Raw genomic sequence first — 20,218 nt, forward strand, 5'->3', positions numbered from 1 at the left:
GATCCGGTCCGCGCTCAGCGGCCGGATCGGTATCGAACAAAGGGCGCTTCGGCGCCCTTTTGTTTTTTGCGAGATCGCCCTCCGCGCGGGGCCCCATTACCGTCATCCCCGCGAAGGCGGGGATCCAGGGCTTCACCGAGGCATGACTCTGAAGCCTTTGGATCCCCACCTTCGCGGGGACGACGGCAGGGGGACCTCGGCATGGTCCGGAGGGCGCGATCTGACTTCGCTCATACGAAACCGCATCGGCACAGCCACCAACCCGACCCGGACAGGTTCGCCACCGCTCGCGCTGCGCCTGCTTCGAACCGGCCAGCAACACAATCCGATGACGGCATCGCAGTGTTTCACCCCGGTCACTTGTGCACTGCATCATTAGCGTCCAGCTTGCACGCATCTAACCGAAGGCACAGGCAATCCCCATGAACCTGCCCGTTCTCGAGTCCGTCGCCGCGACCGCCATCGCGGAGCATCCCGCGCCGTCCGCCTTGCGCGACCGCGTCGATGACGCGATCGACCGAGCCATCGCCGAACGCCGCCTGGTCGGCGCGGTGGTGCTGATCGCCCGCGACGGCCAACTGGTCTATCGCCGCGCCGCCGGTCTGGCCGATCGCGAATCCGACCGGCTGATGCGCGAAGACGCGATCTTCCTGCTGGCCTCGGTGACCAAGCCCATCGTCGCCGCCGCGGCGATGAAGCTGGCCGAACAAGGCCGCATCGACCTGGACGCGCCGGTGACTCGTTACCTGCCGCAGTTCCGCCCGCGTCTGGCCGACGGCAGCGAACCGCAGATCACCCTGCGCCAGTTGCTGAGCCACACCTCCGGCTTGAGCTATCGCTTCGGCGAGCCGACCGGCAGCGATTACGACCAGTTGAACGTCTCCGACGGCTTCGATCAGCCCGGCCTGGGCATCGATGACAACCTGCAGCGCCTGAGCCAGGCGCAATTGCGTTTTCCGCCCGGCCAGGGCTTCAAGTATTCGATCGGCCTGGACGTGCTCGGCGAAGCGATGGCGCGCGCCACCGATACGCCGCTGCCGGCCTTGATCGAAGAATTGATCGCCGCGCCGCTGGCGATGAAGGACACCGCGTTTCGCATCGTCGACCACAAGCGCACCGCGACGCCCTACACCGACGGCCTCGCCGCCGACGGCTCGCGGCGCCCGGCGCGCATGCACGATGAAACCGTGCTGCCGTTTTTCGACGGTGCGCTGCGCTATGCGCCCAACCGCCTGGAGAACGCGGCGTCTTATCCCTCCGGCGGCGCCGGTCTGGCCGGCACCGCCGGCGACGTGCTGAGCCTGCTGGAAACGGTGCGCCGGGGCGGCGGCGAGATTCTGCAGGCCGAGTCGGTGGCGACGATGATGCGCGAGCACGTGCCCGCCCCGCTCGAAGGCCTCGACCCGGGCTGGGGTTATGGCTACGGCTGGGCGGTGCTGAGCGATCCGGCCGCGAGCGGCACGCCGCAGTCGCGCGGCACCATTGCCTGGGGCGGCGTGTACGGACACTCGTGGTTCGTCGATGCACAGCGCGGGCTCAGCGTGGTCGCGCTGACCAATACCGCGATCGAAGGAATGGAGGGAGAGTTCACCTTCGATCTGCGCGATGCGGTGTATGCGGGACTGGCCGCAGCGAAGTGATCCGCGGCGATGTATCGGTGCACGGCACAAGGGCGCTTCGGCGCCCTTATTCGTTTACGGCGCGGTGGTTTCATGCAGGAGGGATGCGAGCGGCGATCGCGGAACCACGCTTGCGATGCAGCCGTGGATCCGCGCCGTCACAACCCCAGTTCGCTCAGCCCCGGATGTTCGTCCGGACGCCGTCCCTGCGGCCAATGGAACTTGCGCTCGCTTTCGGCGATGGGCTTGTCGTTGATGCTCGCCAGCCGCAGCGACATCAAACCGTCGTCGCCGAACTCCCAGTTCTCGTTGCCGTAGCTGCGATACCACTGGCCGGAATCGTCGCGCCATTCGTAGGCGAAACGCACGGCGATGCGGTGACTTTCGAAGGCCCACAATTCCTTGATCAGGCGGTACTCGATCTCGCGGCTCCACTTGCGCTGCAAGAACGCCACCGCCTGCTCGCGGCCCTGGACGAACTCGGCGCGATTGCGCCAGCGCGTGTCCAGCGAATAGGCCAGGCCGACGCGGGCCGGATCGCGCGAATTCCACGCGTCTTCGGCCAGACGAACTTTCTGCACGGCGCTGTCCCGGGTGAACGGCGGCAACGGTGGACGAGTTTCCATGAGCGGCTCCAAGGTTAGTAGACCGATCTGTCTACCTGGGTAGATTAACGCCGGTAGACCGATCTGTCTACATCGATGGCGAAGCCGGGCGAACCGATCTACCATCACGCCATGAACCGCAAAACCGACCCGGTCCCGAGCGCGCGCGAACGCATCCTGCACACCGCGCACGACCTGTTCTACCTGCAGGGCATCCGCGCGACCGGCATCGACCAGGTGATCGCCGAATCCGGCGTGACCAAGGTGACGCTGTACCGGCACTACCCGAGCAAGAACGATCTGATCCTGGCCTTCCTCGATTACCGCCACGAGCGCTGGATGAGCTGGTTCGACGGCGCATTGAGCCGCTTCGGCTCGAACCCCGCGGCGCTGGTCGCGGCAATGGGCGAATGGTTCGCGCATCCGCAGTTCCGCGGCTGCGCGTTCATCAACGCGGTGGCCGAGATCGGCCCGGTCCTGCCCGAAGCGGTGACACGTTCGCGCGAGCATAAGCGGCAGATGCAGGCGCGCATCGCCGAATTGCTGCCGCCCGGCAACCGGCGCGAGGCGCGCGCGGGCGCGTTGGCGATCGCGGTGGACGGAGCGATCGTGCGCGCGGCTTGCGAAGCGACACCGCAGGCTGCGCTCGATGGCCTGGAGACCGCGGTCGAGGCCATTTGTGCACCCGTGGCCTCTCGACAGGCCGCCGCAAAGCCTCGGGCCTGAATCCCTCGCTCAACCGTTCTGGACAGCACCGAAGTCTCTGTGGGAGGGCCTTCAAGCCCGAGGCTTCGGTCAGATCGCGGCGTTGGAACGAAAAGCATCGGGCCTGAAGCCCCTCCTACAGAGACTTCAGGCCTGCGCCGGCACTTCACACAGCCGCCATACGCCCTTCGCGCAACGCGCCGACACTGTGCCCAACCCCAACGCACAGGTCCGCCCATGAACCAGGACACCGCTCACTACGATTGCGATCTGGTCGTCGTCGGCGCCAGTTTCGCCGGCGCCGCCTGCGCGCTGGCGGCGGCGCGCGCGGGCTTGCGCGTGGTCGTGCTCGAACGCAAGCGCGATCCGGGCGACAAGCTGCGCACCACCGGTATCGTGGTCAAGGAAGCGGCCGAGCAGACCTGGCTCAGCCGCGCGCCGGCCGGCTGTCTGCACCGGGTCGAACGGGTGCGGCTGTACTCGCCCAAGCTGCGCAGCATGGCGCTGAGCGCGCCGGGTTATTACTTCCTGACTACCGACACGCCGCGGCTGATGCGCTGGCTGGCGCAGGAACTGGTGCGGCATGAGGTCGACCTGCGCCTGGGCGCGTCGTTCACCCAGGCCGAGCGCGACGGCGAGGGCTGGCGCATCGAGGGCGTGGGCCGCACGCGTTTCCTGGTCGGCGCGGACGGGGCGAAATCGCGCGTCGCCGAGCGCACCGGGCTCGGCCGCACGCACGAGTTCCTGTACGGCATCGAATACGAATTCCCGCAGGCCACCCTGCCCGAGTCGGGCGCCCTGCACTGCTTCGTCAGCAAGCGCTACGCGCCGGGCTACATCGGCTGGGTCGCGCAGAATCCGACCGGCGTGCAGGCCGGGCTGGCGCTGCGGCACGATCCCGAGCGCGCGCGCGTGCCGGATATCGACGGCTTCCTCGCCCGCGTCCGCGACGTGGTCGGCCTGGGCGCGCAACTGCAACCCACCGCGACCCGAGCCGGCCTGATTCCCTGCGGCGGGCCGGTGTTCCCGCTCGCGCGCGACGGCGTGATGCTGACCGGAGACGCCGCCGGCATCGTCTCGCCGGTGACCGCCGGCGGCATCCACTCGGCCTGGGCGCACGGCGAAACCCTGGGCCAGGCGATCGCCCTGCACGCGCGCGGCATCGGCCCGGCGCCGGAATCCATCGCCCAGGACGCGGCGCCGAAATTCCGCCGCAAGCGCGCGCTGCGCTGGGCCTTCGACCGCTTCCAGTTCGATTGGCCGTTCGACCTGCTGCTGCACTCCGCGCCGCTGCGCTGGGCCGCCGAACAGGTGTATTTCCACAAGCGCGGCGTCAGCGAGGCCGACATCGAAGCCGGCGCGGTGCGTTCGCGCGCCGGGGAAGATTACTGAGTGTCGCTGCGCGCGTAAGCGCGGATCACAGCAACTCGAACCGGTCCGCGTCCAGCATCGCCGGGAAACGCTCGCGATGCGCGGCCAGCTCGGCCGCTTGCAGGGTCGTGGTGACGACGACTTCCTCGTCGGTGCATTCGCTGATCGGATGACCGAGGAAATCGATGACCGCGCTGTCGCCGGCATAGTGCAGGCCGTTGCCATCGTCGCCGACGCGGTTCAGGCCGGCGACGTAGCACAGGTTTTCGATCGCGCGCGCGCGCAGCAGCGTCTTCCACGGATAGGCGCGCGCCGACGGCCAGTTGGCCACGTACAGCAGCAGATCGAAGTCGGCCGCGCCGGGCCGCTCGACATCGAAGCGGTTGCGCGAAAACACCGGGAAACGCAGGTCGTAGCAGACCATCGGGCAGATCCGCCACCCCTTCCACTCCACCGTCAGGCGGTCGCGGCCGGCGGCGTAGCGCTCGTGCTCCTTGGCGTAGCGGAACAGGTGGCGCTTGTCGTAGGTCTGGAGCTCGCCGTCGGGGGTGGCGAACAGCAGGCGGTTGAACACGCCCTCGTCGGTGCGCAGCTGCACGCTGCCGGTCACCACCGCGCCGAGCTTGGCGGCCTGCTCGCGGATCCAGGCGACTGTAGGGCCGTCCATGGTCTCGGCGCTGCCGATGGCTTCGTTGCTGAAACCGCTGGTGAAGGTCTCCGGCAGCAGCACCAGATCGGTGATGCCGTGCAGCGAGGAGATCAGATCGCCGTAGTACTCGCGATTGCCGGCGGGATCGTGCCAGCGGGTGGCGCCTTGGACGAGGGATACGCGGAGGTCTTTCATGACGGTTCGGCCTGACGTGCGTGCTGCCGCCATTATGACGCGCGGGCGCCGCGACGGATCGCGTCGCCGGTTCAAAATTGGGCGAGTTCGTCCTATCTTCAGAACTCGCGGGCATGGCGCGGTGGCTGTGACGAAACCGCATCGTCGCTTGCTCCTACCCCTGCTCCCCACTCCCTACTGGCTTGCGGGACTCTGCTTCCTACTCCCTCTCCCGCTTGCGGGAGATGGGCTCCCGGCCGGGACTTGCCGGCTTGCCACAAACAAAAACGCCACCGCGATCGGCGATCGCGGTGGCGCCTGGGATCAGTCAATCCGACCGGTCAGACCTTCACATCCAGCATCGGCACCGTCACCTTCGGAAGCAGACGCTGGGTGAACAGCTTGTCCTGGTAATACTTGATCTTGTCGCACTTCACCGGATGCGGGATGCCTTCGTACAGGAACACCTCGGTGTCGAAGCCCATCGCCTTGAGCTCCTGCGGCAGCATCAGCGCGCGGCGCTCTTCCGACTCGCTGCGCGAGATTTCCTTGCCGCGGGTGATGTTCTGCTTGCGCACGGTGGTGTAGCCGAGCATGTCGGAGTAGTCGTTCGCGTCCTGCTGCTCGCGCGGCGCGTAGATGATCTGCAGCGCGTGGTTGGTGATGATGGTGCGCGAGATGTCCTTGCCGTAGGTCGCGTCCAGCTGCGACATGCTCTGGATGATCGGCAGCAGGCGGATGTTGTAGCCGGCCATGTACGACACCGCCGAGGCGATGATGTCCACCTTGCCGATCGAGGTGAATTCGTCCATCAGCAACAGGCACTGATGCTTGAGTTCCTTGTTGTTCTGCGGCAGTTCGCGGGTGTTGAGGTTGATGATCTGGCTGAAGAACAGGTTCACGATCAAGCGGCTTTCGGCCAGCTTGTTCGGCTGGATGCCGACGTAGATCGTCATCTTCTTCTTGCGCAGGTCGGTCAACAGGAAATCGTCCGTCGCCGTGGCCGCGTCCAGCACCGGGTTGATCCAGGCGTTGAGCGGCTCCTTGAACGTGCCCAGGATCGAGGCGAAGGTTTCGTCCGCCTGCGACAGCATGTTGCCGAACGCGGCGCGGGCGTTGCTGCTCAGGAACGGCCGCTCCGACAAGCCCTTGAGGAAGGGCTTGAGCTCGCTCTTGCCGTCGCCCGAGGACAAGCGGTAGACCGCGCCCAGGGTCGGCTGCGTGCCGAACGGGAAGCCGACTTTCTTTGCGTCTTCGTAGGCTTCGAACAGGTACAGGGTGAACGCCATGAAGCAGTTGCGCGCCTGGCTGACCCAGAATTTCTGATCGTCCGAGCCGTCCGGATACAGCATCGCGGCGATGCTCATCAGGTCGGAGACGCGGAAGGCCGGATCGGCCGAGACGTAGGTCAGCGGATTCCAGCGATGGGTGCGGCGGTCTTCGGCGAAGGGATTGAACAGGAAGATTTCCTGGCCCTGCTGCGAACGCCAGCCGCTGGTCAGGTCGAAGTTTTCCTGCTTGATGTCCAGTACCACCATCGAAGCCTGGTAGTTGAGCAGGTTCGGAATCACGATGCCCACGCCCTTGCCCGAACGGGTCGGCGCGGCCAGGATCACGAACTGCTGGCCGCTGAGCTGGACCAGCCGGCCGTTGTACTTGCCGACCACGATGCTGGTCGGGGTGGACTTGAACATGTCCTTCTTGCTCAAGTCGCCGGCGGTCGCGAAGCGCGCGTCGCCGTGCATCGACTGCTTTTTCGGCATGAACATCAGGTACAGCAGGCCGCAGTACGCGGCCAGCGGCATGCCGAAGCCTATGAAGCCGCCGGCCTTGATCTTGCCCACATACGGCCGGACCTGCGGCAGATGCAGTGCCTTGACGTACTCAAGGTACGTATTCCATTTGACGGCGGCTTCGACTTTCAGCAACAACAACGTTACGTATCCGGACAGATACGCGCCCGCGGCAATGAACAACAACAATGCCACCAGGGCAACAATCGGCTTCCCTTTCACGTTTTGTTTCCTGCTTTGTTTCCCCGACCCCGCTGTCGGTCAGCTTCGCTTCCGGCCACTGCGGAGCCCTGAACGCTCCGCCCGGCGCGATGGGGACATCATATCCGGCGAAACGTCGCTGCTGTCGAGCAAATCTTTGAGGATGCGGTCGTCGAGCCAGATCTGGGCCTCGCTGAGGGTGACTTCCTGGTGCAGCTTGACGCCGGCCGAGGACATGATCGCGTAGGCGTAGACGTCGTCTTGTTCGTACTCCGAGTCCCGGGTCAGCGCCACGATCTGATAGTGGCCCCGGGTCTGGATGTGATGGCGATATTCGTTCATTGCGGGCCTCCGATGCCTGCACGGGCCGGACGCGGGGTCCGGCGGGCTCGATCAGCGGGGGCTGACCGGATGTGGATTCAGTCCAGTCCGCCGCACCTGGCGGCAGACCGGGGCGATCAGTCTTTGTCCTTGAACAGGTTGCGCAGCAGCGAGGGCTGCTCACGCTCGCTGCTGCGCGCGGCGGTCTGCCCGTCCGGGTCCTGCTGTTCGCGCTCGCGCCTGCGCTCGGCGTCGCGCTGGCGTTCGAGTTCGCGCTGGCGGTCCTGCAGTTCCTGCTCGCGCGCGAGCTGGGCGAACTGCTCGCTGCTGCGCTGGATCGATTGCTGCGCGGCCTGGCCGGCATCGACGTAGCTGACCTGACGGCTCGGCGAATCCAGTTCGCCTTCGACCGCGAACGCACGCGCGCCGTCGTGGCTGAAGACCACGTGGTCCACGCCGTGACGCCCGCGTGCGGCTTCCAGAGCCAGCGCCGCGGCCAGGTTGTCGCGCTCGCCGGGGCTGTAGGAACGCGCCATTTCCTGTTTGTCCAGGCAAACGCGAACTTGCGAGAACTGGTCGTGCTGCGGATGGTTCGGGCTGCTGAGCAAATTGCGCTGCTGCGCCCGGCGCATGTCGTCCAGGGTATGGCTGGCGTCGTCGGTGCCGACGCGAAGCTGTCGATCCGGTGGATTGGAGCTCATCGCTGCCTCCGTCCGGACATTCCGGTCCGGTGATGTTGTGCCCCGGATGCCTGCCGGAGCGATGTCGCCGCCACGCATGCGGCATGCGGCTGTCGCGTGTCGCCCGAGCCGATGCGGTCCCGGCCGCAGCCAGGCGCGTTCCTCGTCGAGCCTACCCCGGGCCCGGTCCCAGGTCGAACCGGCCGTCGCGCGGCGCCGCTCTGATTCCCCTCCCCTCGAACCGCAACGCCGCGATCGGCGCGCATGCCCGAAGGCAGATAAGCGGCAGCGGCAGGTTCGGCCTCCCTAGTGACCGAACCTGCCGTGCCCCTCCGCCCTTGCGGGCGAAGCATCGACCTCCATGTCGCGAACCCCGCAGAGACTGCTTGACCGTCCCTGGCCTGCGAGGCCCTCCAATCCGAACCGCCGTTCCACCTCCACCGAAGACGCGGTCGCCGGTCCGGATCAGCCTGTGGAAACACCGCCGCGTCCAAGCGGCGACCTCCCCTGCATCCTGCGTTGCCGCGACGCCTCCTTGCGTCGCCTCGTCCGGCCGAAGCCGGACTCAACCCATCGTCATGCGTTGTTGTTGCTGCTGTTGCTGCTGTTGCGTGTGCTGCTCGGCCTGCTGCTGCGCCAAGGCCGGCGCGTCCTGCGCCAGACGCTGCGAAGACTGTTCGACCGTCTGGCTCATCGCTTGCTGCTTGTCGGCGAACACGCGGTGATGGGCCGGGTCGTTGAGCGCGCCCTGCACGGCGAACACGCCGGTGCCGTTGACGTTCGGAACCACGTGATCGATCTGCTTCATGCCGCTGACGCGCGCCTCGTAAGTGAGCGTCGCGGCCGCGCGTTCCAGATCCTGATGGGTCTTGAAACCGGCCTGCGGGCCCAGCCGTTCCAGGCCGTCCAGCGCCTGCCGGTACATGGCGTTGTCGGGATGGCTCGGATTCGACAGCAGGCCGCTGCTGCGATCGTCCTGACGCGGCCCGGCGTGCTTGATCGCGTCCAGGCTGCGCGGACCGGCGACGCCGTCGTCCTTAAGGACGTGCTCGCGCTGGAACGATTGCAGCGCCTGACGGGTGCGGTCGCCGAAGTGACCGTCGGCGTTCAAGGGCTGGCCGTGTTCGTCGCGATAGCCCAGTCGGTTGAGATCCTCTTGCAGCTTGCGTACATCCGCGCCGTTCTCGCCCTTGCGCAGCACGCCGTCGTCGGCCTGCGCGGCAGTGCGGCCGCCGACGCTCTGGCGCTGATTCCAGAACTCTTCCGGATTGATGCTGCGGCCCTGCGCGTCTTTCATCTGGTAGTGCACGTGCTGGGCGTATTGCTCCTCGCCGCGCGGGCCGCGTCCGCCCATCGTGCCGATCTCGCTGCCGGCCTCCACGCGCTGGCCGACCACCACCGACTGGGTCTGCGTGTGCAGCAGCTGATGGCTGTTGCCCTCGGCATCGCGGATGGTGATGGTGCCGTAGCGGCCGCCGACGAATTCCACCGTGCCGCCGATCGGCGAATGAATGGTGGGATGGGTCAGATTGACCCCGGCCTGGCCGCCCTGGTAATTGAAATCCGAACCGCCGTGCGCGCCGTTTTCGCGGTGCTCGCCGTAGTGGCCGGTGATGTGCGCCTCACGGCCCTGCTGCTGCGGCAGGATCGTGTTCATGACGTCTTGGTAGGACATTGCGATCTCCTGAAGGGAATGCGGGGCTGGGTGTCGCTGCCGTCAGAGCGAGTCGTCGCGCATCCGGTACAGCGTCCAGCACTCGCCCTTGCGGAAGAAGAACGACAGCTGGTAATCGGTGTCGGGCTTGGCCAGCATCACTTCCTTGTCGCCGTTGAGCTCGGTCTGGCTCAGCACCAGGCCGTCGGCCTGTTGCTTGGCCGCGCTGGGCATCAGCGGGAAATGCAGCGCGTCGCCGTCGAGCATCGCGGTCACCGGCTTGGGCTCGGGATCGGCGTTGGCGTCGATGGTCTCGCTCTGCAGCGGCCGCTGGGTGTAGGCCTGCTGGATCTGCACGTCGTCGGCGAAGGCCTTGAGGAACACATCGAAGTCCTGCGACGGGCAGGCCTGGGCCGGCGGCGCCGGCGCGGCTGCCGCCGGCGTCGCGTTCTTGTCGCCCGCGGCCGAAGCGGGCTGGCTGTTGGAAGCCAGTTCGCACCCGCCCAACGCCATCGCCAATGCGAGCGCCGCTGTCCACACACCGATCTGCTTGAATTTCATCGTTCGATTTCCCTGCTGAAACTTCGCACTCTCGCAGCAAGCCCGGGCCGCGTCTGGGCAGCGCGCCACGCCATCGCAACCTGCCGCCGCGGCCGGCCGACAGAGCCGGCCGCGACGAGGATCACGCGACCTGGAGCTTGGTCTTTTCCGGCTCGGGCGCCGCCACCGCCGCGGTCTGCGGCACGTCCTGCTGCAGCTGCTGGCTGGAACGCTCCAGCGACTGGCCCGCGGCCTGCGCCTTGTCCGCGTGCACGCGCTTGTTGGCCGGATCGGCCAGCTCGCCCTGCACCGCGAACAGGCCATTGCCATTGGCGCTCAGCGAGACGTGATCGATCTTGGTCAGACCGCTCACCCGCGCCTCGTAGGTGAGGGTGCCGGCGGCGCGTTCGAGCTCTTCGCGGTTCTTGAAACCGGCCTGCGGGCCGAGTTTCTCCAGACCCTGCAGCGCCTGCTGGTACATCGGGTTATCGCGGTTGGCCGGATCCGACAACAGCGGCGTCTGCCCGGCCTTCTTCAGCGCGTCGAGCGTCTTGGCGCCGGCCACGCCGTCGTCGTCGAGGCCGTGCGCGCGCTGGAACGCCTGCACCGCGTGCTTGGTGTTGGCGCCGAAATCGCCGTCGGGCTTGAGCGGCTGGCCCTTGGCGTCGCGGAAGCCCAGTTCGTTCAAGCGTTCCTGCAGCGCCGTCACCGCCTTGCCTTCTTCGCCGAGCTTGAGCTTGCCGTCGGCCATCGCATCGACCGGCTTGGCCGGCGCGGGCTTGGCGTCGGCCGGCTTGGGTTCGACATGGTCCGGACCGCCGTGGTCGCGGCTGTTGGCCAGGGCGATGCCGCGGCGCATGGTCGGGCCGTTGAACACTTCGCCCAGTTGCTTGGCGTAACCCGGATCGGTGGCGTAGCCGGCCTTCTGCAGCGCCTTGGCTTCCTTCTCCAGATTACCCAGCGTGCCTTCCTCGAACAGCCCGGCCTTGGCGTAACGGCCGTTCTCCTTGAGGAACTTGACGCGGTCGGTCAGCGCTTCGTCGATGGAACCGTAGACGCGGAAATCCTGGTCCTTCCAGACCTTCTTGCCGCCTTCGATTTCCCACACGTTGAAGGTCTTGCTCGGGCCGTCCCAGCCCTTGCTGTCCTTGATGTTGAAGATGTTGTTGGTGCCCGGCAGGACTTTCTCGCCCCAGCCGGTTTCCAGCGCGGCCTGCGCCAGGATCAGCTCGGCCGACATGCCGGTCTGCTTGGATACGCGCATCGCGGCCGGGTACAGGTCGGCGATGAATTCTTCTTTCTTACCCATGATCAAACTCCTTCTGATTGGATCGACACAGCGATCGATCCGGGATGAAAAACCGATTGCGCGCGGTGCGCATCAATGCGTGAGGTCGGCCTTGAGCGTGGCGTGGAAATCGCTGCGCTTGTCCGGATCGCCGAGGCTGAAGTACTGGCCCGTCACCTGCAGCGCGCCGTTGTCCCAGCGCAGGTGCTGCGCGCCTTCTTCGACGAAGGCCGAGTACGCGCCCTGCGCGCCGGGCACGGCGACATCGCCGCTGGCCTGCACCGCGCCGTTGTCCAGGCTGAGCTTCACCACCTTGAGCAAGGTCTGCGACAAGGTTTGCTCAGGCTGGGTGTCGGATTGCAGCAACACATAGACCGCATCGCCTTCGCGCACGCAGTGGGTGGCGCGGCTTTGGTAGGTGTCGGCCGGCAGATCCAGCGACTTGGTCCAGACCGGCTTGCCCGAGGTCTGCGCGACGTAGGCGACCGGACGCTGGTTCATGCCGTCCTCGTCGCGGGTCGCGCCGGCCACGCACTGCTTGCCGTCGCCGATGGATTCGGATGCATAGGAAGAAAAGCCTTGAGGGATTTCGGTAGTCATTGGTGCGGTATCCGTAGGGGCGGGAGTGCTGGCGGCGGGCGCGGTGGCAGGCGCGGCCGCGGGGGATGCGGACGCTGCCGCCGCGGGCGCGGCCGGCGCGGCGTCGGGCGCGGCGCCCTGCTTCTGGCAGGCCGCCAACGCCAACGACAAAGCGCACACAGCGATCAACGGGGCATAGCGGTTCGTAGTCATCGGCCGGTTCCAACTGTCGAGTGGTGATGAAGCGCAAACACGGAGCAACTGCGGCCCTGTGAGGGGCCGGGATGGTGCGCCCGCCGGATCGACCGGCGGACGCACCATCCCCAACACATCCGCCCGCCCTGGCCTCCTGCCGGGGCGAGCGGTCTTACCCTTAGGCCGCCATCGTCCGCGGCTGCTGCTGGCGCTCTTCCTGCGCCGGCTGCTGTTGAGGCTGTTGCAACTGCGGCACGTCCTGGCGCAACTGCGCGCTGGTCTGCTCGACCGAATGGCCGATCGCCTGCTGCTTGTCGGTCAGCACGCGCTGATGGGCCGGATCGTTCAAGCCGCCCTGCACCGCGAAGAAACCGCTGCGATCGGCGTTGGGCACGACGTGATCGATCTTGGTCATGCCGTGGACGCGCGATTCGTAGGTCAGGGTGGCGGCGGCGCGTTCCATCTCTCCATGGTTCTTGAAGCCGCCGTTGGGGCCGAGCTTCTGCAAGCCGTCCAGGGCCTGCTGGTACATCGCGTGATCGCGATTGGCCGGATCGGCCAACGACGGCGCGCGCGCAGGCTCGGCGTGTTGCGGTGCCTGAGCCGGCGCCTGCGCATGCTGCTTCACCGCTTCCTTCAATTTGTCCAGCGTGGCCGGGCCGGCGACGCCGTCGTCCTTGAGGCCCTGATCGCGCTGGAACTGCTTGAGCGCGTCCTCGCTCTTCTTGCCGAAGTGGCCGTCGGGGTTGAGTTCGCCGCCCTTCGCGTCGCGATAGCCCAGCGCCTTGAGCGATTCCTGCATGTGCTGCACCGCTTCGCCGCGCTCGTTGAGCTTGAGCTTGCCGTCGGCCATCGGATCGTGGCCGCCAACGCTCTTGGGCAGCTTCACTTCGCCGTGCGCCAGGCGCTCCATCACTTCCGGCGTCAGCATCTTTTCCCACTGCGCGGCGGCGGCGCGGCGCTCGGGCAAATGCTTTTCGCCGCCGTTGATGTCGTGAGTGGAACCCTTGACGTCGTGCTGATGGCCGTGCGGCACCACGCGGCTCTGCCAGTAGTGCACGGCGACCTTCGCGGCGGTGTCGCGATCGGCGGCCAGGCCCGGATTGGCGGTGAAATCCAGCCCGAGTTCCTTGCCGGCGGCGGCGTAGTTGCTGCGTCCGGTCAACTGCACGTAACCGCGGCCGTGGAAATTCCAGCCGTCGCCTTCCTGCGTGTTGCCGAGATTCTTCGCGCCCCACTTGCCGCCGTAGATCGCGTTGGCGATCGCTTCCTGGCCGCCGGCGGCGATCGCGTCGGCCTCGGCCTGCGTGTCCATGCCGTTGCGGCCGTTGAAATTCTTCATCAGACCCGCGCCGCTGTAGTGCAGGTTCTCGTTCATGCTCTTGAAGCCGCCGGACTCGATCTGCATCTGGCCCATGAAAACGGCGAGTTCTTTCGGTTCGCGAATGCCCGACTCGTAGGCCTTGAGCAGCAGGAAATCGCGGTTGTTCGGAGTAGACATGAAAATCCTTCCTTGATTGATCAGGTAATAAGCGGGCTGAAACGCAGCCGGTCAGTTCTTGGGCGGCAGCCCGTTCTTTTCGATGGCTTCGTCCTTGGGCCAGCTCATCGTGTACTTGAACAACGCGTCGTCCTCGTCTTCGATCACGCTGCCCTTCTCGCAGGCCAGCGCGGAATCGGCTTTCGCCAGGTCCTGCGCCGCGGCCACGATCACGCCCTGGTCTTCCAGGCCTTCGCCGGAGATCGAATAAACGATGTGCTTGCGGCCGGCGTCTTCGAACGAATACGCAAAGCCGCCGCTGCCGCCGCCGAAGCCCAGGTGGCTGCGCTTGAAGCGGCCAGCCGGCGCGGACTTGTCCGCGGGATAGACGAAGTCGGCATGTCCGGCCGCGCCTTGCGCGAAGTAGACGTAACCGGTCTGATCGCTGACGCCCTTGGACGCGCATAGCGAGGCGAACTTCTTGTCGCCGGACAAGGTGCACGAGAACACCACGCTCTCGCCTGCCGCGCACAGCGAGCGGCCGTCGCCGGCCGCTGCCGGTGCCGGCTCAACCGCCGCAGGCGCCGAAGTCGGCGTGGGCGCGGCGGCGGTGGGCGAAGCGACGGTGGCTTGCGTCGTCTTCGTCGCATCGCCCGCCGGCGCGTCGGCGGCCTTGCAACCGACCAGGGCCGTGAGCAGGGCGATGGCTAACAAATTCGCAGATTTCATGACATTCCTTGACTGATCTGAACTGGTTGTTGCGGATAAGCGCTGAGCGATGCGATGCACGCCGATGCGTTGCGTGCGCGCCGGGAGCGGATCGAATGGCCGTGCCGATGTCGTCGAAGACGCGCGCCCGTCCGATACGCCCCGAAGCGGTACCGCTGCGCGATTCGCGGCCGAGACGGATCGCGAGGATCCGGTTCGATCGCGCGCGCGGCGGCGCCGCCCGGTCAGGCGCTTTGGATTCGGGGCTTGTTGTCCGGGATGGGAGCGGCGGGTTGCGGAGCGTCCTGCGCGGCCTGGAACGTCGATTGCTCGACCGGCTGTTCGGCCGCCTGGCTCTTGCTGACGTGGATGCGCTTATGCCCTGGATCGTCCAGGCCGCCCTGCACCGCGAACAGGCCTGCGCCGTTGGCGGTGGGAACGACATGATCGATCTTGCTCAGGCCGCTGACCTTGGCCTCGAACGCCAGCGTCGCCGCGGTGCGTTCGAGTTCGTCGCGATTCTTGAACGCCTGCGGGCCCATTTTTTCCAGGCCTTCGAGCGCGCCCTTGTACATCGCGTGGTCGGGATGCGCGGGATTGGACAGCAACGGCGTCTGCGCCGCGTGCTTGAGCGCCTGCAACGTGTCCGGACCGGCGATGCCGTCGTCCTTGAGCCCGTGCGCACGCTGGAACGACTGCACCGTTTCGCGGGTGCGATCGCCGTAGTCGGCATCGGCGCGCGGCGCATGGCCTTGCGCGTCGCGATAGCCGAGCTTGGCGAGGGTTTCCTGCAACGCACGCACGTCCTGGCCGCGCTCGCCGTGCTTGAGCACGCCGTCGGCCATCGCGTTGGCCTGCGCCGGTTCGCTGCGCGACTCATCCATGCGCGCATGCGTCTTCGGATCGCGCGCCATCAGCTGATTGAGGCCGTCGCGATTGCGGGTGATGTCGTGCAGGTAATCGTAGTTGCTGGTGCCGTTGGCATCGCGGCTGACGCGGCCGCCGGTGACCGCGGCCTTGGCGCCGCCGTAGCCGGCGATGTGGCGCGCCTTGAGGAACCCGGCGACGGTCTCGGCCTTGTCGTCGGCATGCAGCACGCCGTCCTTCAGCGCCTGGCGGTAGGCCTGGTCACTGTTGGTCTTGAAGGCTTTGTCCTGCAGTTCCGGCGAGGCCTTGTACTGGTCCAGGCTCAGGCCCTGGTTCCAGTTCGACTTGTCTTCAAGGAAGCGCGTCATGCCGCCGCTGCTCGCCCACTTCCACTCCGCCCCACGGGTTTTCTCGGGGTCGAAGCCGTCGTGTTTCATCGCAGCGTCGAGCTTGTGCTTGTCGACATAGCCGGCCTCGGCCAGCCAACCGGCTCCCGCCTGGTAGCGACCGACATAGCCTTGTTTGTTGGTGATTCCTAAATCACCGCCGTTGCTCTCGGTCAGTACCGTGGAAGCAACCAGACGTCGGGTCATCGCAGCGTCCAAGCTCGCGATCGTACCCTGGTGGTACTCATGGGCAGTGGCCACTGCCTTTTCTCGTCTATCAGCCATAACGCTGTTCCTTTTGGATAGGACGAATCAAGTTGTGAGGGTCTGCGAGAGACCGCGTGTCGCACCAGCTAAGGGTCTTATGACTCCTTGCAACGCATCGACGCGATCTTCTGCGCCGGTTTGTCGGGGGTGAATTCGAAGGTGGTCGTGCCGGGGCCTTGGTTGCCGCCGTCGTCCACGTAGACTTCAGCATACACGATTTTCGAGCCAGTCAAGGACAGCTCGAAGAATTGATTGGCCTGGGTGTTTTCCGAGGTGGTGCCGTAGTCGAGCTCGCACTGCCCCGCGATGGGCCTCAACGACGCGCCCGGCCCCAGCTGTTTCTGCAGGATGCCCTGGTAATCGTCGCTGGCGTAAAACTTGACGAGCGACACAGAATGCACGGTCTGCGTATCGCCGTTGAGCGTCACCCCGACCTCGCCCTCGTTGGCCTGCCGCGTCCCCGCTTCGGCGCCGGCCTTGCCGTCGGGCACCTCGACCATGCCGAAGCCGGCGAGCAGCAAGGTGCCGCTGCGATAGCGCGCGTTGCGCGGCGAGTTCGAATCGGGATTGTCCTGCGGCGCGGGATCGCGCCACTGCACGCCGAGCGCGTGGTCGAAGGCCGACCACGCCGCGCCGTCTTTGGCGCCGAGTACATCCAGCAGACTTTGCAGCGAACCCATTTCCTGCTTTCCTTGCTGAGCTTGCGCCGCCGCAGCGACCGCCGGAGCCGCCGGCGCGGCGGCCGCCGAAGTCTGAGCAGACGACGGGGCCGAAGCAGGCTTACAGCCTACCATCAGCACGGCGGCGAGCATCATTGCGCAATGTGGTGAGTGCTTCATGTGGCTACCGGTATTCGGCGCGGGGTGCGGGGAGTTGTAGCACAGCCATCCGTCACGGGGATTTGAAAGCAGCGTGCTGCGAGCGGCCGCGCGCGATGTGCGCTGTCGACACAGGGACCGCGGCTGTGACCGCGGTCATCGCGAGGACTCCCACGATTGACGTGCAATCTTGACGATTAGAACGCGCTTGCGTCGGTCTGGCGCGCCCTGCCTCCCCGCCGAGGTTCCTCGTCAATAGGCCGTTGGCTCGCTGCATCCAGAATAGAAGATCTCGCACTTGCCCGTGGCCGAGCGCGGCTCGCATTGTTCCTTCGCGCTCACAGCGGCCGCGGCAAAGGTGTCTGCGGTCATGGTGTCCATGACGAATCCCTGCCCCGTCGGCGACGGACCCCAAACGACAGCAGCGCACTGGTTGCGGTAGCTCAAGACCTCTTTGCAATCCTTGCCGCCCTTGGACTTGCAATGTTCCAGCGCGGCTTTTCTAGCCCGGCTGCGATTCTTCTCGCCTTCGCCGATACCGACGATCGAATTTTCGGAATCAAAAAAGATCGAGCCCCAGGCACTCTTCCAGCCAGTGGGGCCGTAATTGCCGCCGCCACTGCTGGGCCTGCTCAGCCCCGGTATCGGGATGCACTGATTCTGCCCCGCAGTACCCACCGGCGCGGCGTTAGGAGTGAATCCATCTGGGCAACCCTGTTCTGCCACCGCAGTGCTGCAGCAAACAGACAACGCTAAAAACAATAAGCCGCCAGCACAGCTTTTGATATCCATATACCCATCTCCATTGCAGTTGTTTCGATATCGAGCCTCTACAACACGTCGCGGTGACCCCTCCCTTCCGACACTGTCAAAGGCATCGATCTCATGTTGCGCCAAACCTCTTTCGCAGATATCGACTAACACACTCGCTGCGCATAGCTGCAGTCGGAGAAAAACACTTCGCATTCTGAAGAATCCTTGCTGCATCCCTTGAGCGCCATTTCCGAAGCCTCACTCGAAGTCTCCGCGCTGGCGGTGGCCATAAAACCGCCGCCCCAAGCAAGAACGCCGCATGCGTTGCGATAACTAAGTTTGACCTTGCAATCAGCCCCGCCCTTGGTTTGGCATTGGCTCACGGCAGCCTTTTCCGCCGCTTTCTTGGTTAGCGCATTTCCGGCTATACCCGTCTTCCCCGATGGGTCCGTCGCAATCGCTCCCCAACGCGACTGCCACTGTTCGGAGGGAGTCTCTCCACCGCCCGAAGTCCCGTATCCAGGGATCGACACGCAAATCTGCCCCCCCCTGGCTGAGCACCTCCAGGATAGAAGCCATCCGAACATCCCTGCTCAGCGCGAGCGGAGATCGAGGCGACGCTACTTAAACCCAGCAAAAGCCATCCAACCGTTTTCACAGCAAAGCCTCCACCGAACTTCGCATCCCTGCCTGTAAGGCAACTCACTCCTGGCAAGCCATCGCTGTTATCGGCCTAATCTTGCCATGGCATCGCGCAATCCGAATAGGCGGCCTTGCATACCGGCGAACCGGCAGCCTTACAACGCTGCTCCGCGTCGCCCTGCGCGTCGTCGATGTTCGGGCCCTTGCCGACATAAATGGTGACCTTGGCATTGCTGCTATCGGTCGCCCCCAGAACTGCCGCTGCGCATTCGTTCTCGAACGTCGCGATGATCTTGCAATCGGTTCCACCATTTTTCTTACAGCTTCTAAGCGCGGACCATTTGGCCTGCCACGAACGCGCGAAGGCCGTCTGAATATCGCTGGCACCTACCGCCATCGCCGCCGGATCGAAGGCGAATGCCCCATGTCCGTCATGGTGGCTCGACCCTGATGAATATCCGTTTCCGCTGTCGTATCCCTGCGGAGGGCCTGGTATGCATTGGTTTTGCCCGGGGATACCAGTCGGCGCGGCATTCGGAACAAATCCATCAGGGCATCCCTGCTCTGCCTTGACGCCCGAAGAGTAGATGGAAGAGATCGCGAGCAGCGCGATCATGGCAGGGACGGCCGAGGATTTTTCGACGTTCATGTCAATCGACTCCGTTGAATTCAGATCTGCGTAGATTATAACGGAAGCAATATCTCCTCTGATGCGCTTTTTTATTACTCCACCGATGTGGAATCCAAGTGCATGCTCAGCACATCAACATGCAAAAGCATCAGAGACTTGGCGGACGCTGCTTCTACGACCACAAAATAAATGCGAATCCGATGAGAGATTTCAGTTCGTTACCTGCAATGCGCTAAAGCGTCATTGACAGCTTTTAGCCTGCAGACCATACCGCTAGCAATCCCTATCTTGCCCGTGGCCGGATCGTATGCGATCGCCTCCCAACGTTTAGCCCGCCAGGGAAAAGACGCAGTAATGAGCGCTCGTAACTCCAGACCGGTATCGACATTCATTGAACTCTACCCAGGAGTCCCGGTTGGTGTCGCGCGGGGGACAAATCAGTCAGGGCATCCTTGCTCGGCAGCGACAGCCCCCAGTGCATGAGTGTAAGCAGCAGCATTGAGCAAGCGACGCTTTTCATATTTAGGCAACCGCCCATTCAATTGTGCGTGCAAGAAACCAGCTTAGGTCATAGTTTCTCACACGCCCACGCAAGTGTTATCGAGAGCAGAAAGCATGTGCGGATACCGCACGGCATTTATCCATGGCAACCGTGCAACTAAGCACACGAATCTCACGAATTAAAACGAATTCGGCGCCCAATGGGCGCCGAATGATGGCTTAACGAGTAGCTAGAACTTTACTGAACACGCTGTGGGTAGCTACAACCAGAATAAAAAACCTGGCATTCAACCCCTGCAGCTTCCCTACAATTTTTGAGGGCTAAGCCTTCAGCCTCATCGGTAGTGGCAGCACTCGCGGCAGCCGACTTCACTATCTCTCCGCCGCCACCATAAACAATGGCTGCACACTGGTTGCTGTAATCAATGTTGATGGCGCAAGCCGTCCCACCTTTGGACCTGCAATGCGCTAAAGCGCCATTGACAGCTTTTCGTTTGCTGGTCATATCGCTAGCAACCCCTACCTTGCCGGTAGTCGGGTCGTATGCAATAGCTCCCCATCGCTTAGCCCACTGGGGCGTAGGAGCAGATGGAGTTCCAGGCCTGCTCAAGCCTGGAATCGGCACGCATTGATTTTGCCCTGGAGTGCCAGTCGGCGCAGCATTAGGAATAAATCCATCTGCACACCCCTGTTCTGCTTGAGCAACAGAGACCGAGCCCGCAAAAACAACGGCCACTAGCATCAGAGATCGAAAATAATTCATGCCCACCTCAAGTTTCAGTGCTGTCAAG

20 protein-coding genes are annotated in these 20,218 nt (G+C 64.8%); 3 read left to right on the plus strand and 17 right to left on the minus strand.

All coding sequences use genetic code 11. The features are described from left to right. Window positions 1-422: 422 nt before the first annotated feature. Window positions 423-1,640 carry a serine hydrolase domain-containing protein gene (locus tag LG3211_RS12595; protein WP_057943152.1) on the plus strand — a complete coding sequence of 406 codons (1,218 nt, stop codon included), beginning with the start codon at window positions 423-425 and terminating at the stop codon, window positions 1,638-1,640. Between the two features lie 137 nt (window positions 1,641-1,777). Here LG3211_RS12595 and LG3211_RS12600 read toward each other — a convergent pair whose 3' ends face one another. Next, on the minus strand, window positions 1,778-2,245 hold the full coding sequence (locus LG3211_RS12600; protein WP_057943153.1) for a nuclear transport factor 2 family protein: 468 nt from the start codon (window positions 2,243-2,245) through the stop codon (window positions 1,778-1,780). A 111-nt stretch (window positions 2,246-2,356) separates the two neighbouring features. Here LG3211_RS12600 and LG3211_RS12605 point away from each other — a divergent pair, with 111 nt between their 5' ends. Both LG3211_RS12605 and LG3211_RS12610 read left to right on the plus strand, forming a co-directional pair. Then, the gene (locus LG3211_RS12605) at window positions 2,357-2,950 is read left to right on the plus strand and encodes a TetR/AcrR family transcriptional regulator (RefSeq protein WP_057945455.1); all 594 of its coding nucleotides are present in this window, start codon (window positions 2,357-2,359) and stop codon (window positions 2,948-2,950) included. A gap of 216 nt (window positions 2,951-3,166) precedes the next feature. Then, window positions 3,167-4,321, plus strand: a complete 1,155-nt coding sequence (locus LG3211_RS12610) for an NAD(P)/FAD-dependent oxidoreductase (RefSeq protein ID WP_057943154.1) — start codon at window positions 3,167-3,169, stop codon at window positions 4,319-4,321. 25 nt (window positions 4,322-4,346) lie between these two features. Here the strand turns inward: LG3211_RS12610 and LG3211_RS12615 are convergent, their stop codons facing one another. The 16 genes from LG3211_RS12615 to LG3211_RS24880 form a co-directional block, all read right to left on the minus strand. Continuing rightward, window positions 4,347-5,144 (minus strand): amidohydrolase, encoded by a 798-nt coding sequence (locus LG3211_RS12615; protein ID WP_057943155.1) that lies wholly within the window; start codon window positions 5,142-5,144, stop codon window positions 4,347-4,349. Between the two features lie 320 nt (window positions 5,145-5,464). After that, a complete protein-coding gene (locus LG3211_RS12620) occupies window positions 5,465-7,138 on the minus strand; it encodes a type IV secretory system conjugative DNA transfer family protein (protein ID WP_057943156.1) in 1,674 nt (557 codons plus the stop codon). 39 nt (window positions 7,139-7,177) lie between these two features. Further along, a complete protein-coding gene (locus LG3211_RS12625) occupies window positions 7,178-7,459 on the minus strand; it encodes a hypothetical protein (protein ID WP_057943157.1) in 282 nt (93 codons plus the stop codon). A 116-nt stretch (window positions 7,460-7,575) separates the two neighbouring features. After that, window positions 7,576-8,139 carry an XVIPCD domain-containing protein gene (locus tag LG3211_RS12630; protein ID WP_057943158.1) on the minus strand — a complete coding sequence of 188 codons (564 nt, stop codon included), beginning with the start codon at window positions 8,137-8,139 and terminating at the stop codon, window positions 7,576-7,578. Between the two features lie 544 nt (window positions 8,140-8,683). After that, the gene (locus tag LG3211_RS12635) at window positions 8,684-9,793 is read right to left on the minus strand and encodes an XVIPCD domain-containing protein (protein WP_057943159.1); all 1,110 of its coding nucleotides are present in this window, start codon (window positions 9,791-9,793) and stop codon (window positions 8,684-8,686) included. Window positions 9,794-9,835: 42 nt separating this feature from the next. Continuing rightward, window positions 9,836-10,333 (minus strand): hypothetical protein, encoded by a 498-nt coding sequence (locus LG3211_RS12640; protein WP_057943160.1) that lies wholly within the window; start codon window positions 10,331-10,333, stop codon window positions 9,836-9,838. A 121-nt stretch (window positions 10,334-10,454) separates the two neighbouring features. Then, window positions 10,455-11,621 (minus strand): XVIPCD domain-containing protein, encoded by a 1,167-nt coding sequence (locus LG3211_RS25695; RefSeq protein ID WP_148648887.1) that lies wholly within the window; start codon window positions 11,619-11,621, stop codon window positions 10,455-10,457. A gap of 72 nt (window positions 11,622-11,693) precedes the next feature. Continuing rightward, on the minus strand, window positions 11,694-12,200 hold the full coding sequence (locus LG3211_RS26395) for a hypothetical protein (protein ID WP_057943161.1): 507 nt from the start codon (window positions 12,198-12,200) through the stop codon (window positions 11,694-11,696). Window positions 12,201-12,552: 352 nt separating this feature from the next. After that, the gene (locus tag LG3211_RS12655; RefSeq protein ID WP_057943162.1) at window positions 12,553-13,875 is read right to left on the minus strand and encodes an XVIPCD domain-containing protein; all 1,323 of its coding nucleotides are present in this window, start codon (window positions 13,873-13,875) and stop codon (window positions 12,553-12,555) included. Window positions 13,876-13,926: 51 nt separating this feature from the next. Further along, entirely contained in the window at window positions 13,927-14,583 is a 657-nt protein-coding gene (locus tag LG3211_RS12660; RefSeq protein WP_057943163.1) for a hypothetical protein, read from the minus strand. A gap of 224 nt (window positions 14,584-14,807) precedes the next feature. Continuing rightward, entirely contained in the window at window positions 14,808-16,022 is a 1,215-nt protein-coding gene (locus LG3211_RS12665) for a peptidoglycan-binding domain-containing protein (protein ID WP_057943164.1), read from the minus strand. Between the two features lie 155 nt (window positions 16,023-16,177). Continuing rightward, window positions 16,178-16,897, minus strand: a complete 720-nt coding sequence (locus LG3211_RS12670) for a hypothetical protein (protein ID WP_235114530.1) — start codon at window positions 16,895-16,897, stop codon at window positions 16,178-16,180. A 255-nt stretch (window positions 16,898-17,152) separates the two neighbouring features. Continuing rightward, the gene (locus tag LG3211_RS24865; protein WP_187313006.1) at window positions 17,153-17,692 is read right to left on the minus strand and encodes a DUF4189 domain-containing protein; all 540 of its coding nucleotides are present in this window, start codon (window positions 17,690-17,692) and stop codon (window positions 17,153-17,155) included. Between the two features lie 125 nt (window positions 17,693-17,817). Next, complete coding sequence (locus tag LG3211_RS27470) at window positions 17,818-18,240, minus strand: DUF4189 domain-containing protein (RefSeq protein ID WP_083512506.1); 423 nt, start codon at window positions 18,238-18,240, stop codon at window positions 17,818-17,820. A 146-nt stretch (window positions 18,241-18,386) separates the two neighbouring features. Beyond that, the gene (locus LG3211_RS24875) at window positions 18,387-18,944 is read right to left on the minus strand and encodes a DUF4189 domain-containing protein (RefSeq protein ID WP_083512507.1); all 558 of its coding nucleotides are present in this window, start codon (window positions 18,942-18,944) and stop codon (window positions 18,387-18,389) included. A 721-nt stretch (window positions 18,945-19,665) separates the two neighbouring features. Beyond that, complete coding sequence (locus tag LG3211_RS24880; RefSeq protein WP_083512508.1) at window positions 19,666-20,217, minus strand: DUF4189 domain-containing protein; 552 nt, start codon at window positions 20,215-20,217, stop codon at window positions 19,666-19,668. Between the last annotated feature and the right edge of the window lies 1 nt (window position 20,218).

This window comes from Lysobacter gummosus (genome assembly GCF_001442805.1).
Classification (GTDB): Bacteria; Pseudomonadota; Gammaproteobacteria; order Xanthomonadales; family Xanthomonadaceae; genus Lysobacter; species Lysobacter gummosus.

Bases quoted from the DNA above. Each gene is read 5' to 3' on its own strand.
- LG3211_RS12595 (WP_057943152.1), top strand. From the start codon at position 423: ATGAACCTGCCCGTTCTCGAGTCCGTCGCCGCGACCGCCATCGCGGAG.
- LG3211_RS12600 (WP_057943153.1), bottom strand. From the start codon at position 2,245: ATGGAAACTCGTCCACCGTTGCCGCCGTTCACCCGGGACAGCGCCGTG.
- LG3211_RS12605 (WP_057945455.1), top strand. From the start codon at position 2,357: ATGAACCGCAAAACCGACCCGGTCCCGAGCGCGCGCGAACGCATCCTG.
- LG3211_RS12610 (WP_057943154.1), top strand. From the start codon at position 3,167: ATGAACCAGGACACCGCTCACTACGATTGCGATCTGGTCGTCGTCGGC.
- LG3211_RS12615 (WP_057943155.1), bottom strand. From the start codon at position 5,144: ATGAAAGACCTCCGCGTATCCCTCGTCCAAGGCGCCACCCGCTGGCAC.
- LG3211_RS12625 (WP_057943157.1), bottom strand. From the start codon at position 7,459: ATGAACGAATATCGCCATCACATCCAGACCCGGGGCCACTATCAGATC.
- LG3211_RS12630 (WP_057943158.1), bottom strand. From the start codon at position 8,139: ATGAGCTCCAATCCACCGGATCGACAGCTTCGCGTCGGCACCGACGAC.
- LG3211_RS12635 (WP_057943159.1), bottom strand. From the start codon at position 9,793: ATGTCCTACCAAGACGTCATGAACACGATCCTGCCGCAGCAGCAGGGC.
- LG3211_RS12640 (WP_057943160.1), bottom strand. From the start codon at position 10,333: ATGAAATTCAAGCAGATCGGTGTGTGGACAGCGGCGCTCGCATTGGCG.
- LG3211_RS25695 (WP_148648887.1), bottom strand. From the start codon at position 11,621: ATGGGTAAGAAAGAAGAATTCATCGCCGACCTGTACCCGGCCGCGATG.
- LG3211_RS26395 (WP_057943161.1), bottom strand. From the start codon at position 12,200: ATGACTACCGAAATCCCTCAAGGCTTTTCTTCCTATGCATCCGAATCC.
- LG3211_RS12655 (WP_057943162.1), bottom strand. From the start codon at position 13,875: ATGTCTACTCCGAACAACCGCGATTTCCTGCTGCTCAAGGCCTACGAG.
- LG3211_RS12660 (WP_057943163.1), bottom strand. From the start codon at position 14,583: ATGAAATCTGCGAATTTGTTAGCCATCGCCCTGCTCACGGCCCTGGTC.
- LG3211_RS12665 (WP_057943164.1), bottom strand. From the start codon at position 16,022: ATGACCCGACGTCTGGTTGCTTCCACGGTACTGACCGAGAGCAACGGC.
- LG3211_RS12670 (WP_235114530.1), bottom strand. From the start codon at position 16,897: ATGATGCTCGCCGCCGTGCTGATGGTAGGCTGTAAGCCTGCTTCGGCC.
- LG3211_RS24865 (WP_187313006.1), bottom strand. From the start codon at position 17,692: ATGGATATCAAAAGCTGTGCTGGCGGCTTATTGTTTTTAGCGTTGTCT.
- LG3211_RS27470 (WP_083512506.1), bottom strand. From the start codon at position 18,240: ATGTTCGGATGGCTTCTATCCTGGAGGTGCTCAGCCAGGGGGGGGCAG.
- LG3211_RS24875 (WP_083512507.1), bottom strand. From the start codon at position 18,944: ATGAACGTCGAAAAATCCTCGGCCGTCCCTGCCATGATCGCGCTGCTC.